This is a genomic window from Micromonospora sp. DT43, from assembly GCF_049841645.1.
In the GTDB taxonomy this organism is placed as follows: Bacteria; Actinomycetota; Actinomycetes; order Mycobacteriales; family Micromonosporaceae; genus Micromonospora.
In genome coordinates, this window is the sequence record NZ_JBNCKR010000002.1 from 195,649 (window position 1) to 209,701 (window position 14,053).

The 14,053-nt window shown below is 73.3% G+C and carries 17 protein-coding genes; 7 read left to right on the forward strand and 10 right to left on the reverse strand.

Annotated elements, in window-relative coordinates:
* Window positions 1-101 precede the first annotated feature (101 nt).
* Complete coding sequence (locus ACLQ26_RS04995; RefSeq protein ID WP_425743298.1) at window positions 102-1,106, forward strand: DUF1775 domain-containing protein; 1,005 nt, start codon at window positions 102-104, stop codon at window positions 1,104-1,106.
* Window positions 1,107-1,396: 290 nt separating this feature from the next.
* Here ACLQ26_RS04995 and ACLQ26_RS05000 read toward each other — a convergent pair whose 3' ends face one another.
* A complete protein-coding gene (locus tag ACLQ26_RS05000) occupies window positions 1,397-2,314 on the reverse strand; it encodes an ADP-ribosylglycohydrolase family protein (protein WP_425743299.1) in 918 nt (305 codons plus the stop codon).
* A gap of 73 nt (window positions 2,315-2,387) precedes the next feature.
* Between ACLQ26_RS05000 and ACLQ26_RS05005 the strand changes: the two genes are divergently transcribed.
* Both ACLQ26_RS05005 and ACLQ26_RS05010 read left to right on the forward strand, forming a co-directional pair.
* Window positions 2,388-3,077, forward strand: a complete 690-nt coding sequence (locus tag ACLQ26_RS05005) for a response regulator transcription factor (protein ID WP_007458139.1) — start codon at window positions 2,388-2,390, stop codon at window positions 3,075-3,077.
* A gap of 29 nt (window positions 3,078-3,106) precedes the next feature.
* Entirely contained in the window at window positions 3,107-4,510 is a 1,404-nt protein-coding gene (locus tag ACLQ26_RS05010) for a HAMP domain-containing sensor histidine kinase (protein ID WP_425743300.1), read from the forward strand.
* A gap of 270 nt (window positions 4,511-4,780) precedes the next feature.
* On the opposite strand, the gene ACLQ26_RS05015 is transcribed toward ACLQ26_RS05010, so the two are convergent.
* Both ACLQ26_RS05015 and ACLQ26_RS05020 read right to left on the reverse strand, forming a co-directional pair.
* Window positions 4,781-5,803 (reverse strand): adenosine deaminase, encoded by a 1,023-nt coding sequence (locus ACLQ26_RS05015; RefSeq protein WP_425743301.1) that lies wholly within the window; start codon window positions 5,801-5,803, stop codon window positions 4,781-4,783.
* Window positions 5,800-6,594 carry a trans-aconitate 2-methyltransferase gene (locus ACLQ26_RS05020; protein ID WP_425743302.1) on the reverse strand — a complete coding sequence of 265 codons (795 nt, stop codon included), beginning with the start codon at window positions 6,592-6,594 and terminating at the stop codon, window positions 5,800-5,802. Before ACLQ26_RS05020 ends, ACLQ26_RS05015 begins: the two co-directional genes overlap by 4 nt.
* An 82-nt stretch (window positions 6,595-6,676) precedes the next feature.
* Between ACLQ26_RS05020 and ACLQ26_RS05025 the strand changes: the two genes are divergently transcribed.
* On the forward strand, window positions 6,677-7,660 hold the full coding sequence (locus ACLQ26_RS05025) for an aldo/keto reductase (RefSeq protein ID WP_363687432.1): 984 nt from the start codon (window positions 6,677-6,679) through the stop codon (window positions 7,658-7,660).
* A gap of 94 nt (window positions 7,661-7,754) precedes the next feature.
* Window positions 7,755-7,949, forward strand: a complete 195-nt coding sequence (locus ACLQ26_RS05030) for a hypothetical protein (RefSeq protein ID WP_363687434.1) — start codon at window positions 7,755-7,757, stop codon at window positions 7,947-7,949.
* 103 nt (window positions 7,950-8,052) lie between these two features.
* Here the strand turns inward: ACLQ26_RS05030 and ACLQ26_RS05035 are convergent, their stop codons facing one another.
* From ACLQ26_RS05035 to ACLQ26_RS05065, 7 genes are all read right to left on the reverse strand, one after another.
* Window positions 8,053-8,256, reverse strand: a complete 204-nt coding sequence (locus ACLQ26_RS05035; protein ID WP_007458127.1) for a cold-shock protein — start codon at window positions 8,254-8,256, stop codon at window positions 8,053-8,055.
* Between the two features lie 288 nt (window positions 8,257-8,544).
* The gene (locus ACLQ26_RS05040; protein ID WP_007458126.1) at window positions 8,545-8,817 is read right to left on the reverse strand and encodes a DUF4235 domain-containing protein; all 273 of its coding nucleotides are present in this window, start codon (window positions 8,815-8,817) and stop codon (window positions 8,545-8,547) included.
* On the reverse strand, window positions 8,814-9,176 hold the full coding sequence (locus ACLQ26_RS05045) for a DUF3618 domain-containing protein (RefSeq protein ID WP_007458125.1): 363 nt from the start codon (window positions 9,174-9,176) through the stop codon (window positions 8,814-8,816). The genes ACLQ26_RS05040 and ACLQ26_RS05045 overlap by 4 nt, the downstream gene beginning before the upstream one ends.
* A complete protein-coding gene (locus tag ACLQ26_RS05050) occupies window positions 9,173-9,607 on the reverse strand; it encodes a phage holin family protein (protein WP_425743303.1) in 435 nt (144 codons plus the stop codon). The genes ACLQ26_RS05045 and ACLQ26_RS05050 overlap by 4 nt, the downstream gene beginning before the upstream one ends.
* A 329-nt stretch (window positions 9,608-9,936) precedes the next feature.
* Window positions 9,937-11,133 (reverse strand): mechanosensitive ion channel family protein, encoded by a 1,197-nt coding sequence (locus tag ACLQ26_RS05055; protein WP_425743304.1) that lies wholly within the window; start codon window positions 11,131-11,133, stop codon window positions 9,937-9,939.
* An 83-nt stretch (window positions 11,134-11,216) separates the two neighbouring features.
* Window positions 11,217-12,038 carry a DUF1206 domain-containing protein gene (locus ACLQ26_RS05060; protein WP_425743305.1) on the reverse strand — a complete coding sequence of 274 codons (822 nt, stop codon included), beginning with the start codon at window positions 12,036-12,038 and terminating at the stop codon, window positions 11,217-11,219.
* A 58-nt stretch (window positions 12,039-12,096) separates the two neighbouring features.
* Complete coding sequence (locus tag ACLQ26_RS05065; protein WP_425743306.1) at window positions 12,097-12,462, reverse strand: hypothetical protein; 366 nt, start codon at window positions 12,460-12,462, stop codon at window positions 12,097-12,099.
* Window positions 12,463-12,537: 75 nt separating this feature from the next.
* On the opposite strand from ACLQ26_RS05065, the gene ACLQ26_RS05070 reads away from it, so the two are divergent.
* Window positions 12,538-13,764, forward strand: a complete 1,227-nt coding sequence (locus tag ACLQ26_RS05070) for a cysteine desulfurase-like protein (protein ID WP_425743307.1) — start codon at window positions 12,538-12,540, stop codon at window positions 13,762-13,764.
* Window positions 13,761-14,048, forward strand: a complete 288-nt coding sequence (locus tag ACLQ26_RS05075; protein ID WP_363687444.1) for a GNAT family N-acetyltransferase — start codon at window positions 13,761-13,763, stop codon at window positions 14,046-14,048. The genes ACLQ26_RS05070 and ACLQ26_RS05075 overlap by 4 nt, the downstream gene beginning before the upstream one ends.
* Window positions 14,049-14,053 lie beyond the last annotated feature (5 nt).

Genomic DNA, 14,053 nt, shown 5'->3' on the forward strand with positions numbered 1-14,053 from the left:
TACGTGGTGTGGCCGGAAACCGGTGCCGGTCGCGTCGAGACGGATGGGGGCACGAGATGGCGAGCACGCACGGCGGAGGCCGCCCGCGGCGAATCGCGGCGGTGACCGCGCTGACCGCCGCGGGGCTGCTGCTCTGGCCCGGTGCGGCGGCGCACGCCGCGGACGTGACGACCACCCCGACCGAGGCACGGCAGGGTGACGCCGTCCGGCTGGAGTTCAGCGTGCCCGAGGAGCGGGCCGGCACGAATACCAGCCGGATCGAGGTCCGGTTGCCGGCCGACGCCCCGGTGGCCGAGGTCTACCCGATGTCGGTCGACGGTTGGGCGCCCACGATCAGCTCTCGCACGCTGGACACGCCGGTCGCCGGCATCCACTCCTCCGGGGTGAGCACCGTGACCACGGCGGTGACCTGGGTTCGGGTCGCCGCGGGCGCGTCCGGCCCGGCCCGACTGGCCCTGTCCATGGGCCCGCTGCCGCAGGCGGAGCGGCTCACCTTCGAGGTCGTCCAGACGTACGCCGACGGCACTGTCGTCCGGTGGGCGGACGCCAGCGGCGCGCACCGGGCCCCGGTGCTGACGCTGCTGCCCCCGGCAGCGGGCGCAGCCGGACCGGCCGGACACGGCGGGCACGGTGCTCCGGCGGCCGGCGCGGCGAACGGTCCCGCCGGCGCAGACGCCGCTGGCGGCGACACCGCCGGCGACAGCGCTGGCGGCGGCGCGGCGGTGGCCGGGTCGGGTGGTTCCGGCGAGGAGCCCGGCAACGCCGACGCGATGCTCGCCGGCGGGCTGCTGGCCGGCCTGGGCGGCGGCGCGGCGATCGGCTGGCTGGTCAGCCGGTGGCGGCGGCGCGACCCGGCCGAGGACGCGGCCCTCGCCGAGATCACCGGCGACCCCGAGGAGGCCACGGCGCTCGCCGAGGCGACCGGCGACCCGGCCGGGGACGCGAACCTCGCCGAGATCACCGGCGACCCGGCCGACGACGCGGCCCTCGCCGAGGTGACCGGCGACCCGGCCGACGACCCGGCGCTCGCCGAGGGGACCGGCCGCGCGGACGACACCGCCGCGCACGCCGAGCCCCAGCCCGCTGTTCCCGCAGCATCGCGGTGATCCACTCGGGTTCCCGGAAACCGTGGCATCCGAGCCGCACGGACAGCCCGATTTAGCGGTGATCCACTCGGCTTCCTGCAAACCGCGGCATCCAGGCGACCGGACGGCCCGGTTTGCAGGAAGCCGAGTTGACCATGGCCGGACGGCCTGCGCAGGCCGGGCAGCCCGCGCAGGCCGGGCAGCCCGCGCAGGCCGGGCAGCCCGCGCAGGCGCCGGGCAGCCCGCGCAGGCGCCGGGCAGCCCGCGCAGGCGCCGGGCAGCCCGCGCAGGCGCCGGGCAGCCCGCGGCGGTCAGGGGAGCCAGGTGGGTAGCGGCTCGCGGGCGGCCAGCCACGCCTCGGGCACCCCGCCCGGGGTGCTGACACCCGTGTACGCGGCCACGATCGCCCCGACGATTGCCGACGTGGTGTCCATGTCACCGCCCGCGCGCACACAGACCCGGATGGCCTCCGGGTAGTCGTCGAGGTGGGTCGCGGCCACCCAGAGGGTGAATCCGACGGTGTCCTGAGCCGTCACCCGCGAGCCGTTGCCGAGTTCCGCCACCACCCGGTCCACCGGTCGACCGAGCAGCCCCGCCGCCCGGCTCACGCTCCGGTGCACCTCGGTGCCCGGGTCGACCGCGGCGGCGATCCCGGCCAGGAGCCGGGCCGGGTCCGGTCGGTGTCCGTCGAGGCGGGCCCGGGCGGCGAGGGCGGCGGCGACGGCCACCGCCACCGCACCGGCGATCCCCTCGGGATGCGCGTGGGTCACCTCGGCCGAGGCGCGGGCCTGCGCGACGGCGCGGGCGGTGGAGTCGGCGAAGTACGCGCCCAGCGGGGCCACCCGCATCGCCGCGCCGTTGCCGCAGGAGCCCTGGCCGTCGAAGGCGGACGCGGCGGCCACCGGCCACGGGGTGCCGGTGCGGATCAGCCGCAGGATCAGCATCGCGCCGGGGCCGTACCCGCGCCGGACGTCGCAGCGCCGCGCGAACGCCAGGGCCAGCCGGTCGCGGTCGATGCCGCCCGTCGTGGCCAGCTCAGCGACCACCGAGCAGGCCATCTCGGTGTCGTCGGTCCACTCCCAGGGCGCGGGCGGCAGCGTGGCGTCGGTGAGGTCCTCCGGCAGCCCTGGCAGGAAGTACCGTGCGCCGAGCGCGTCGCCGGTGGAGAGGCCGGCGAGGCTGTCCCGGGCGAGCGCCAGTCGGGCGTCGGCGAACAGGGTGAAGGACATCGTCGTACCAGCTTGCCCGGTTCACAGGTACGTCGCAACGCGATCAACTTGCCAGGCCAAGTACGGTCTTGTCGTGGCCTCCGTGCTCCTGGTCGAAGACGATCACGTCGTACGCGGCGCGATGCTGCGGTCCCTCGCTGACCGGGGGCATGCCGTGCACGCCGTGGGCACCGCCCTGGACGCGCTGCGTCGGGTCGCCGCGGAGACACCCGACCTGGTGGTACTGGACCTCGGCCTGCCCGATCTGGACGGTTCCGACGCGCTGCGGATGCTGCGCGGCATCACCGACGTCCCGATCATCATCGCCACCGCCCGCGACGACGAGCAGTCGGTGGTGAAGCTGCTGCGCGCCGGGGCCGACGACTACATGGTGAAGCCGTTCACGGGCGCACACCTGGACGCCCGCATCACCACGGTGCTGCGGCGGGCGGGGCGGGCCAGCCGGACGGTGCAGCCCGCGGTGCACACAGTCGGCGGATTGCGGGTCGACGTCGGTGAGCGCAGCGCCCAACTCGACGGGGAGCCGCTCGCGCTGACCCGTAAGGAATTCGACCTGCTGGCGTATCTCGCCGCACGACCCGGGCGGGTAGTGTCCCGCCGGGAACTCTTGGAGGAGGTATGGCGGCAGCCATCGGTCGGCGAGGATCAGACCATCGACGTACACCTGTACTGGCTCCGCCGAAAGATGGGCGAGTCCGCGGCGAAGCCGCGCTACCTGCGCACCGTGCGGGGGGTCGGGTTCCGGCTGGTGGCACCGGACTGAGGACGGCGCTGGCCCTGCTCACGGCCGGCATGTGCAGTCTCGTCGCGCTCGCGTTCCTGATCCCGCTCGGGTTGAGCCTGCGGGGGCAGACGCGGGAGGAGGCGATCGCCGACGCGGCCCGACGCAGCGCGCTGGTGACCGGTGCGCTGGCGGTGAGCACGGACCCGGCGGTGGTGGAACGCGCCGTCGTGGCCAGTGGTGACGGCGCGTCGACCCGGCCGGTGGTGCACGGACTCGGGTTGGACGAGTCCGCCGCCCGCGCCAGCGGCAGCGACCTGGACCGGGCCCGCGCCGAGCGACGCTCGCTTGTCGCCGACGTCGACGGCGGGGTGGTCCGGCTCGACCCGGTGGTCCTCGGCGACAGGACGGCAGTGGTCGAGGTGTTCGTGGCGGACTCGACGTTGGGCGAGGGTGCCGGCGGCACCTGGCTGCTGCTGTTCGGGGTGGGTGCGGCGATGGCCGGCGCGGCGGTGCTGGTGGTCGACCGGGTGGCCGCCCGTGCGGTGGAGGCCACCCGCGGTCTGGTCCAGGCGGCCCTGTCGATCGGCGACGGCGACCTGGGCGTACGCGTGGAGCCGACGGGCCCTCGTGAGCTGGCGGAGGCCGGGTACGCCTTCAACCGGATGGCCGATCGGCTGGACGCGGCGCGCACCGACGAGCGGGAACTGGTGGCCGACCTGTCACATCGGCTGCGGACGCCGTTGACGGTGCTCCGGCTGGACGCGGAGGCGCTGGAGTCCGACGACACGAGCGTGGGCTCGTTCAGCCCGGCGGAGCTGGACCGGCTGCGGGGCATCCGCCGGATCCGGCAGGCGATCGTCACCCTCGAAGGTGAGATCGACGTGCTGATCAAGACCACCCGCAAGGCGGTGGCCCACGAGGCCGGCCCGGCGATGTGCGACGTCAGCGAGGTCGTCCGGGACCGGATGGTGTTCTGGGCGGCGCTCGCCGGTGACCAGAACCGGCCGCACCGGGTCAGCGGCGCGCAGCTGCGCATCCCCGCGCCGGTGCCGCGCGCCGAGCTGGCCGCCGCGCTGGACGCGGTGATCGGCAACGTCTTCCGCTACACCCCGCAGGGCACGGCGTTCGAGGTGGCCGTGTCCCGTCGCGACGGGTACGTGGGGATCCGGATCGACGACGCGGGCCCGGGCATCGCCAATCCGGACCGCGCGCTGCGGCGGGGCACCAGCGACCAGGGCTCGACAGGCCTCGGCCTGGACATCGCCAAGCGGGTGGCGTTGCAGGCCAACGGCTCGGTCAGCATCGACCGGGCCCGGCTGGGCGGCGCCAGCGTGGTGATGCTGCTCGCCGACCCGGAGGCGACGCCCCGGCAGGTCAGCCGGTTCGGCCTCGTCGGCCGGATGGCACGCGACGCCCGGGACCAGAAGACGAGCGGCCGTCGCTGGCCCCGCCAGCGCCCCACCGACGACTGAGCCCTTCCCCACCGATCGGCTGACGGGGGCGCTCCGATCGGCTGAGCGGGCCGGGGCTGTGCGGCGGCGCAAGTCTTCCTTAGATCGCGGTTAACGACGGCGGTCAGGCGCTCGCGGGCTGACAGGATCAGAGCACGAACCCACCAGTTCCACCGGCCAGCGCACCGCGCACCCACCGGCCGGTGGAGCCACGCGCGCGGCGGGAGTCTCAGGTCCCCCCACACCAACGCTCCCGCCGCGCGCCCCTTCGCCCGACCCGCCGGACCGGTGTCAGCCGGCCGCAGCGAGGTACGCGTCGATCTCGGCGGCGATCCGCTGCTTGCCGGCCGGGTCGAGGAAGGACGCGGTGACCGCGTTGCGGGCCAGCGCGGCCAGCTCCTGCGGGCCCGCCCCGAGCAGCCGGGCCGCCACCGCGTACTCGTCGTTGAGGGTGGTGCCGAACATCGGCGGATCGTCGGAGTTGATGGTGACGAGCAGTCCGGCCTCCACCAGCCGGGGCAGCGGGTGCTCGTCGAGGCTGGCCACGGCCCGGGTGCGGACGTTCGACGTCGGGCAGATCTCCATGCCGATCTGCCGCTCGGCGAGGTACGTGAGCAGCTCCGGGTCCTGTGCGGCGGAGATGCCGTGGCCGATCCGCTCGGCGCTCAGCTCGTTGAGCGCGTCCCAGATCGTCTGCGGGCCGGTGGTCTCCCCGGCGTGCGGCACCGAGCGCAGCCCGGCCGCGCGGGCCCGGTCGAAGAAGGGCTTGAACTGCGGCCGGGGTACGCCGATCTCCGGGCCGCCGAGACCGAAGCTGATTAGTCCGTCGGGGCGCTCGTCAAGCGCGATGCGCAGCGTCTCCTCGGCCGCCGGCAGGCCGGCCTCGCCGGGGATGTCGAAGCACCAGCGCAGGTCGAGGCCGAAGTCGGCGGCGGCGCGCCTGCGGGCGTCCTCGATCGCCTCACAGAACGCCGGCGCGGGGATGCCCCGCCGCACGTGCGAGTACGGAGTGATGGTCAGCTCCGCGTAACGGACCTGTTGGCGGGCCAGCTCCCGGGCCACCTCGTGGGTGAGGAGCCAGACGTCCTCCGGGTCGCGGATGAGGTCGACGACACTCAGGTAGACCTCGATGAAGTGCGCGAAGTCGCGGAACTCGAAGTAGGCGGCGAGCGCCTCCGGGTCGGCCGGCACGGGGGTGCGTCCCTCGTGGCGGGCTGCCAGCTCGGCGACGATCCGGGGCGACGCGGAGCCGACGTGGTGCACGTGCAGCTCCACCTTGGGCAGGCCGGCGATGAAGGTGGACAGGTCGGTCACGGGTTCTCCTGGGCATGGTCGCCGGTGCGGGCGACGACGAAGACGCGGCGGAACGGGAAGGACACCTGACCGTGCCGCACCGGGTACGCGGCGGTGAGCCGTACGCCCAGCTCGGCCCGGAAGGCCGACCAGCCGGCGGCGTCCAGGGCGGCCCGGACGGGGCGCAGCGCGGTGCCCTCCATCCAGGCCAGCACCGGGTGGTCGGCGGCGGGTTCGGCCGGCAGCAGGTGCACGTAGGTAGTCTCCCAGGCGTCCACCGCGCAGCCGGCGGCGGTCAGCAGCTCCGCGTAGTCGGCGGGGTCGTCGACCGGGTCGGCGCGCAGCAGCGGCGCGAGCCGGGCACGCCAGGCCAGGCGGCCGGCGACCTCACGCAGCGCCCGGTGCGACGGGGCGTCGAAGTTGCCGGGGACCTGCATGGCGAGCCAGGCGCCGGCGGGCAGCTCGGCGGCCCAGCGGCGCAGCAGCTCCTGGTGGCCGGGCACCCACTGCAGCGCCGCGTTGGTGACCACCACGTCCTCGTCGCCGGTCGGCCGCCACTCGCGCAGGTCGGCGACGGCGAACTCGACGGGGGTCGGCAGGTCGCGCGCCCGGTCGATCATCTCCGGCGCGGAGTCGAGGCCGACGACCCGGGCGGTCGGCCAGCGCTCGGCGAGGGTGGCGGTGAGCTGACCGGGGCCGCAGCCGAGGTCGACCACCGTGCGGGGCCGGTCGGCGGGGACCCGGGCCACCAGGTCGTGAAACGGTCGGGAGCGCTCGTCGCCGTAGCGCAGGTACGTCGTCGGATCCCACATCGTCGCCTCCAAACCGTACGTCCGTCTTGTTTACCGTACGGCTCGCGTGGCAGGCCGGCAACCCGATCACTAGGCTCGGGGCATGGAACAGCGCAGCTTCAACCGGCTCGGCCGGACCGTCGGAGTGGTCGGCCTGGGCGCCTGGCAGCTCGGCGCCGACTGGGGCACGGTCAGCGAGGCCGACGCCATGGCGGTGCTCACCGCCGCGGTGGACGCCGGAGTCACCTTTCTGGACACCGCCGACGTGTACGGCGACGGCCGCAGCGAGCAGTTGATCGGCCGCTTCCTGCGGTCCCGGCCGGACGCCGGCCTGACCGTCGCCACCAAGATGGGCCGGCGCGTCGAGCAGCGCCCGGAGGCGTACACCCTGGCCCACTTCCGCGAGTGGACCGACCGGTCCCGGGCCAACCTCGGGATGGACACCCTGGACCTGGTCCAGTTGCACTGCCCGCCGAGCGCCGTCTTCGCCGACGACGCGGTGTTCGACGCCCTGGACACCCTCGTCGCCGAGAAGGCCATCGCGGGGTACGGCGTCAGCGTGGAGACATGCGACCAGGCGCTCACCGCCATCGCCCGGCCCGGTGTGGCAAGCGTCCAGATCATCCTCAACGCCGTCCGGCACAAGCCGCTGGAGCAGGTGCTGCCGGCGGCCGCGCAGGCCGGCGTCGGCATCATCGCCCGGGTGCCCCTGGCCAGCGGCCTGCTCTCCGGCCGCTACGACGAGCACACCGAGTTCCCCGCCGACGACCACCGCAACTACAACCGGCACGGCGAGGCGTTCGACGTGGGCGAGACGTTCTCCGGCGTCGACTACACGCAGGGCCTCGCGGCCGTTCGCCGGCTGGCGCCGCTCGTCGACTCCGACCGCACGATGGCGCAGTTCGCGCTGCGGTGGGTGCTGGACCAGGCCGGTGTCACTGTCGTCATCCCCGGCGCCCGCGACGCCGAGCAGGCCCGACGCAACGCCGCCGCGGCCGACCTGCCGCCGCTCACGGCCGCGCAACAGACTGGTGTACGCGAGGTCTACGACGAGCTGATCCGCCCGCAGGTGCACGACCGGTGGTGAGCCGCCCACCCCGAGTGCTCGCGTCGCGCCGCCACAATGGCGATGCTGGCACCCGGGGGCGGCGTGCCGCCGGATCCGGGAAGGAGAGCGCGCGATGAGGGGTTGGCTGACGCTCACCCTCGGCCTGCTGGCCGTGGTGATCGGTGCGGTGTGGACGGTGCAGGGCCTCGGCTACGTCAGCGGCAGCGCGATGACCGACGAGCGGATCTGGGCGGTGATCGGCCCGATCGTGGCCCTGGTCGGCGTGGTGGTGCTCTGGCTGGGCCTGCGCTCGCGCCGCCGACTCTGACGGGCGACAGTGGGAAGCCCCGCATCCCGGAAGGGATACGGGGCTTTACTACAACGACCCCTGGCCGGGTAGTCCTCTGACCGACGACGGCCAGCCACTCTGATCAGAGCGGACGGACCTGCTCAGCCTGCGGGCCCTTCTGACCCTGAGCGATCTCGAACTCCACCCGCTGGTTCTCCTCCAGCGAGCGGTAGCCGCTCGTCTGGATGGCCGAGAAGTGGACGAACACGTCAGCACCCCCGCCGTCGACGGTGATGAAGCCGAAGCCCTTGTCAGCGTTGAACCACTTCACGGTTCCCTGCGCCATGTGTATCTCCTTCTAAAACTGGTGGCCGTGCACGCCGTGCGGCCGATTGGCCGTTTCGAGCAGCGGCGCCTGAGGCGGCCCCCACGAAGGGAACTTCTCTCAACCCACGCCATCTCGCAACAGCGTGGAACAGCAAATCACGGACCCGAAAAGTCTGTCACGACCTCTCAGGCGAATTTCTCCGACATGTGACCTGACGGATGTCTGAGATCGTCGGGCGGCGTGCCGAGCCGTGCGAAAGGCCCCCTTCCCGTCGATGCGGGAAGGGGGCCTGAGTCGATGCGTCGGTCAGTCCGGCCAGTGGCCGGTCATCCGGCGGACACCCACCGCTCCGCCCCGGTCAACGGCGGCGCGGACCACAGCGAAGATGGCCCCCTGCAACGCCGCGGCCGCCAGGATCTCGCCCCAGCCGCGGTCCTCGTCGGTGGCGTTCGGCGCCTCGCCGTCGCCCGCCGTGACCTTCCAGACCTGCCGGAAGATCGCGCCGGCCACCGTGCCCGCGGCGATACCCAACAACACGCCGACCGGCCGGTACGCCACCTTGCCGATGCTCCTGCTCACCTACGCCTCCCCCGCACGATCATCAGCACGACCACGGTGGCCACCGCGCCGGCGGCGATCGCCGCCCACGGCACCGGGTTGCGTCGAACCAGCTCACTCTTCTCGCGGACCAGGCCGCCCTTGTCGTACGCCTGCGCGCGTGCCATTCCGGCGCCGCGCGCGGCCTGCCCACGGACCCGGGCCACGGTCTGCGCCGCCTGCTCGCGCATCCGCTCCCGCGCCTGCTCGGCGGACTCCTTCAGGCGGGCCTTGACATCCGCCTTGGCGGCCAGCGCCTCCATCGTCTCGCCCAGCTCGACCCGGGTGCGGCGGATCTCCTCCCGAAGGGCCTCGGTGTCGCCCGTCCCGTTGCCCGTCATGCCCGACCCCTGTCCTTCACCGCGGCGGCGACGGTGTCCACGTCAGCCCGGAGGCTGCGGACCGCTGCCGCCGGCATCGGCGGAACGGCACGGCTGACCTGCTTCTTGCCCACCAGCGCGAGAATGCCGGCCACCAGGAAGAGCGCCACCGCGACGATCAGCGCGGCGGCCCAGGCGGGCAGCACCAGGTCGAGCAGCAGGATCGCCGTGACGACAAGCGCGCCCAGGCCGTAGAACGCCAGCACGCCGCCGCCGCCGAACAGGCCGATCCCGATGCCGGCGTGCTTGCCCTTCTGGGTCAACTCCGCCCGGGCCAGCGTCAGTTCGTCTCGTATCAGACGGGAGACCTGTTCGGTGGCCCGCTGCACCAGCTCGGCGGTGGAGGGCTCGCTCCCATTGCGGGATGTGCGGGCATTTGCCACGTCAGCCATGCTGTCCTCCTTTCCTCATCACCGCGCTGTATGCCCGGAGTTGCCGCCCGTCAATCCTAGAGCGCCACTGGTCGCTGACCGTTCCTGTTGTCCGATCGCCGCGCCGCGCACCCGGCGGCCGAACCCCGCAATCGCCGAAGAGACGCCCGGCAGCAGATCCCCCACCCAAGGCCGCCCAAACCTCTCACCCATCCCGCCGATCACGAGCCGGTGCCCGACAGGGCACAGAGATCGCCCCGAACACGGATCGAGTGGCCTCCGCGGCGGGCGGAGGCCACTCGATCCTGGATCGCGCGCGGGCTCACGCTCGGGTGGCCGCGGTGGTGGCGTCAGGCGCGGGAGGGGGCGGTCTCCTCGGGGCCGACGAAGGCTTCGCTGCGCGCGTCGCCGTCGTCGCTGCCGCCGAAGACGCGAGCGTCGTCGGGGGCCTCGGTGGCGGTCGGACGGCGGGTCGGCCGCCGGGGCTGCACCCACTGCCAGGGCAGGTTGCTGTTGGCGTCGCCCAGCTCGGTACGAATCCGGGGCATCGCGGTGGGCCGGTTGTCCCGGATCCAGGCCACCAGGTGCTCGCGGACGAGGCAGCGCAGGTCCCACAGGCTGCCCGCGTCGGCGGCGCTGACCAGCGCGCGCACCCGTACCGTCCCGCCGGTGGCGTCGGTGATCTGCAGGACGCAGACCCGGCCGTCCCACAGCTCGGTGCCCTCGACGAGCCGGCGCAACTCCTCCCGCATGGTCTGCACCGGTACGGCCCAGTCGACGTCGAACTCGGCAGTGCCGAGCACTGCCGCCTCGGTCCGGGTCCAGTTCTGGAAGGGCGTGCTGGTGAAGTACGAGGTGGGCAGGATCAACCGTCGGTCGTCCCAGATCTGGACCACCACGTAGCTGAGGGTCAGCTCCTCGATCCGACCCCACTCCCCCTCGACGACCACCACGTCGTCGAGGCGGACGGCGTCACTGAAGGCGAGTTGCAGCCCGGCGAAGACGTTGCCGAGCAGACTCTGGGCGGCCAGCGCGGCGACCACACCGACCACACCGGCGGAGGTCAGTACGCCGGCGCCGATACCGCGCACGCTCGGAAACGTCATGAGCATCACGCCGACGGTCAGGATGACGATCACCGCGACGGTCAGCCGCCGCAGCATCACCACCTGCGTACGCACCCGCCGAGCGTGCCGGTTGTTGGGCACGTCGACGCGGAACCGGGCGAGCGCGGTGTCCTCCACGACGATCAGCAGCGCCGCCACCAGCCAGGCCACGCTGGCGATCACGCAGAGCACCAGCAGGTGCAGCAGTAGCCGCCGCCAGCTCACACCGACGGCGTACCCGGTGCTGAAGCGGACGGCGAACTGCACCGCGAGGACCGTGGCGGCGACCTGGAACGGGCGGTGCGCGTGGTCGGTCAACTCGGTCAACAGCAGCGACCGGCGGCCGAACCGGCGGGTGAGCCGGTGGACGATTTCGACGAGGAAAAGGGCGACCGCCGCCGCGGCGAGCGCGGCGACGGCCGTTTCGAGATAGCTCTGCACGGGTGTGTCGCTTCCCTTCGACCGGGGGTCGGCGCTTCGGGCAAAAGCCCAATAGTGCCCGACGTCCCCGATATCGACCAGCGTCAGACCTTGCGGTACCGGGACTGGAGGAAGCAGTAGACGCCGAAGCAGGCGATGCCCAGGGCGACAAGGGTCAGCAGGAACGTGCCGTACGACTGCTCGCGCAGGGTGTGCAGCGCGGCGTCCAGACCACGCGCCTTCTTCGGGTCGTAGTTCACCGCCGCGACGATCACCAGTAGGCCGGCGATGCCGTACGCGACGCCCTTGGCGACGTACCCGGCGATGCCGAGTCGGCGCGCGAGCGTGCGGGTCTTCGGGCTCATCTCACCGGTCTTGAGGTGCTTCTCGAACGACTTCTTCAGCCCGTAGATCACCAGGCCGACACCGATCGCGGCGACCACCAGCCCGGCCAGGCCGACCAGCCAGCGGCCCCCGGTGGAGGTCATCAGCTTGCCGGTCAGCGCCTCCTGGTTGTCGGCGCTGTTGGAGCCGGCGTCGGAGAAGACCTTGAACGCGGTCCACGCGAAGTAGAGGTAGACGATGGTCCGGCCGGCCGAGGCCAGCCGCTCGATGACCCGCTCCCTGCCGCGCTCGGCGCGGTGCCCGGCCGCTGCCTCCAGCCCCTGCCAGATCGCCATCGCGAGCAGACCGACCGCGACGGCGATGACCAGGAACTTACCGAGGGGCTGTGCGGCGAGCGTCCGCAGCGCGCCGGACTGGTCGCCGTCGTCGGACGACGTGCCGAACGCGATCTGCAGGGCCAGCCAGGCGAAGAGCAGGTGGACGATGCCGTAGCCGATGAAGCCGGCCCGGGCGAGGAGTTCCAGCCACCGGCTGTCCGCCGCTCGGGAGGCGGTGGCTTCGGCGCTACGGGTGAGTGACATGCCGTCACAATCTCCGATTTCGGAGATCCCCAAACGTCGGCCACCGCCGCCCGCCAGGTCAGTTGCCCGGATTGCGGGAAACGCGGATCTTGACCTGCTGGTCGGTGACGCTGTCCAGCGTGACCCCGAAGCCGCCGGCCTCGGTGGCCTGCTGACCGGTGGTGAGGGTGAGCTGCTCGCCGGCGACCTCGACGGTCACCTGGTCGCCCTCGGCGCCGACCAGCTTGGCCTCGACGCCCAGGATGGTGGCGCTGGCGTCGACACCCCGCTCGAAGGTGACAGTGCAGGCGTCCAGCCCGCAGTCGGTGGAGGCGCCCTGGGAGCTGCAACCGGCGAGCACGGCGAGGCCGAGCGCCAGACCGGCGAACAGCCCGGCGGCGCGGCGAACGGGGGGCAGGGGGATGGTGGCGGGTCGGTTCGTCACCTTTCCAAGGGTACGAGACGTCCGCGACGCCCAGGCGAGAGCGAGCGCCGAAGGCACCCCGGCTAGGGTCCCGGCATGGCCTTCGACATCGCCCGCACCCGGGCCGCCTATCCCGCCCTGACCGAGGGCTTCGTCCACTTCGACGGCGCCGGAGGGACCCAGACCGCGGCCGGTGTGATCGACGCGGTCACCGACGTGCTGCGCGCTGCCGTCGGCAACCGCAGCGCCGCGTTCGCGCCCGGCCGCCGCTCGCTGGAGGTGGTGGCGGCGGCCCGCCAGGCGGTCGCCGACCTGCTCGGCGCCGAGCCGGAGGGCGTGGTGCTCGGCCCGAGCGCGACCGCGCTGACGTACACCCTGGCCCGTACGCTCGGCGCGGGCTGGCGGCCGGGCGACGAGGTGGTGGTGTCCCGGCTCGACCACGACGCGAACGTGCGCCCGTGGGTGCAGGCCGCCGAGGCGGCCGGCGCGACGGTGCGCTGGGCCGAGTTCGACAGGCACACAGGCGAGCTGCCCACCGGCCAGTACGCCGACCTGATCGGTGAGCGGACCCGGCTGGTCGCGGTGACCGCCGGAAGCAACGCCATCGGCACCGTGCCGGACGTGCCGGCGATCGCCAAGGCCGCGCACGCCGTCGGCGCACTGGTCTGCGTCGACGGGGTGCACTCGGTGCCACACGGCCCGACCGACCTGGCCTCGCTCGGAGCCGACGTGCTGGTCACCAGCGCGTACAAGTGGTCCGGGCCGCACCTGGCCGCGATGGTGGCCGACCCGGCCCGGTGGGCGGAGCTGCGCCCGACGAAGCTGGTGCCGTCCTCCGACGCGGTCCCGGACCGCTTCGAGTACGGCACCCCCAGCTTCGCGCTGCTGGCCGGCGTGACCGCAGCGGTGGATCACCTCGCCGGGCTGGACCCGGACGCGGTCGGCGACCGTCGGGCGCGGCTGCGGGCCGGCCTGACCGCCGCGCAGGCACACGAGGAGGCGCTGCTGGATCAGCTGCTCGCCGGGCTCGCCGCGCGGCCCGCCGTCACCGTCTACGGCTCGCCGGCCCGGCGCTGCCCGACCGTTTCCTTCCGGGTCGCCGGGATGTCGCCGGCGGCGACCCAGCAGGCGCTGGGCGACGCCGGGTTCTGCCTGTCGTCAGGCGACTACTACGCCTACGAGTACTTCCAGACGATGGGGTTGCGCGACAGCGGCGGGGCGGTGCGGGCCAGCATCTACCACTACAACACGGCGGACGAGGTGGACCGGTTGCTTGCCGAACTCGACGCGGTGACCGACCGGACGGGGACAATGGTCCGGTGAGCACCCTCGTCGAGGACAACCCCGCCAAGAACCGCTTCGAGATCCTGGTCGACGACGCGCTGGCCGGCTTCACCGCGTACGTGCCCCGGGGGGAGGTGCTGGTCTTCACCCACACCGAGGTGGACCGCGGCTTCCAGGGCAAGGGCGTCGGCAGCGTGCTGATCCGGGGCACCCTGGATCAGGTGCGCGCCCGCGGTGGCCGGGTGGTGCCGCAGTGCCCGTTCGTGGCCGCGTTCATCGACAAGCACCCCGAGTACGCCGACCTGGTCGCCGAGCAGCCGTAGGGCCG

Excerpts from the sequence above, each read along its gene's own strand:
- ACLQ26_RS05000 (WP_425743299.1), bottom strand. The coding sequence starts at position 2,314 with ATGTCCTTCACCCTGTTCGCCGACGCCCGACTGGCGCTCGCCCGGGAC.
- ACLQ26_RS05010 (WP_425743300.1), top strand. The coding sequence starts at position 3,107 with ATGTGCAGTCTCGTCGCGCTCGCGTTCCTGATCCCGCTCGGGTTGAGC.
- ACLQ26_RS05020 (WP_425743302.1), bottom strand. The coding sequence starts at position 6,594 with ATGTGGGATCCGACGACGTACCTGCGCTACGGCGACGAGCGCTCCCGA.
- ACLQ26_RS05025 (WP_363687432.1), top strand. The coding sequence starts at position 6,677 with ATGGAACAGCGCAGCTTCAACCGGCTCGGCCGGACCGTCGGAGTGGTC.
- ACLQ26_RS05030 (WP_363687434.1), top strand. The coding sequence starts at position 7,755 with ATGAGGGGTTGGCTGACGCTCACCCTCGGCCTGCTGGCCGTGGTGATC.
- ACLQ26_RS05035 (WP_007458127.1), bottom strand. The coding sequence starts at position 8,256 with ATGGCGCAGGGAACCGTGAAGTGGTTCAACGCTGACAAGGGCTTCGGC.
- ACLQ26_RS05045 (WP_007458125.1), bottom strand. The coding sequence starts at position 9,176 with ATGACGGGCAACGGGACGGGCGACACCGAGGCCCTTCGGGAGGAGATC.
- ACLQ26_RS05050 (WP_425743303.1), bottom strand. The coding sequence starts at position 9,607 with ATGGCTGACGTGGCAAATGCCCGCACATCCCGCAATGGGAGCGAGCCC.
- ACLQ26_RS05060 (WP_425743305.1), bottom strand. The coding sequence starts at position 12,038 with ATGTCACTCACCCGTAGCGCCGAAGCCACCGCCTCCCGAGCGGCGGAC.
- ACLQ26_RS05070 (WP_425743307.1), top strand. The coding sequence starts at position 12,538 with ATGGCCTTCGACATCGCCCGCACCCGGGCCGCCTATCCCGCCCTGACC.